The sequence below is a fragment of the Arthrobacter sp. 18067 genome, from assembly GCF_902706295.1.
In the GTDB taxonomy this organism is placed as follows: domain Bacteria; phylum Actinomycetota; class Actinomycetes; order Actinomycetales; family Micrococcaceae; genus Arthrobacter.
In genome coordinates, this window is sequence record NZ_CACSJJ010000090.1 from 1 (window position 1) to 420 (window position 420).

General features: G+C 66.0%; 1 protein-coding gene. It reads right to left on the minus strand.

Going from position 1 to position 420, the window contains the following annotated elements:
• Positions 1–250, minus strand: a 250-nt coding sequence (locus GVL04_RS24215) for a hypothetical protein (RefSeq protein WP_369122341.1), incomplete at its 3' end; no start/stop codon positions are given.
• Between the last annotated feature and the right edge of the window lie 170 nt (positions 251–420).

The window sequence follows — 420 nt, forward strand, 5'->3', positions numbered from 1 at the left end:
GCTCGTAGCCGGTCAGGTGCAGCAGCGCGTAGATCAGCATCGATCCGTGGCCGGCCGACAGCACGAAACGGTCGCGATCGGGCCACTTGGGATCGGCCGGATCGTACTTCATTACCTTGGTGAAGAGGGCGGTGGCGGCGTCCGCCATGCCCATTGGCATGCCCGGATGGCCGCTATTGGCGGCCTCGACCGCGTCCATGGCCAGTGCCCGGATGGCATTGGCGAGACGGCGCTGGGTCGGCTGCATCATGACTCCGCTATGCATGGTGGCGCCGCACCGGACTCGGCAGCGCCGGTAGTGCGGCCTCTTTGGGCGGTGAGCCGTTGAGCGTCAACACCCGGCCTTCTTGGCAGGGGGCTTCAAGAGGCATAGGTCAGGCGCATGACACAAGAAGGATTGGAAACGGCGCTGGTGCGGGC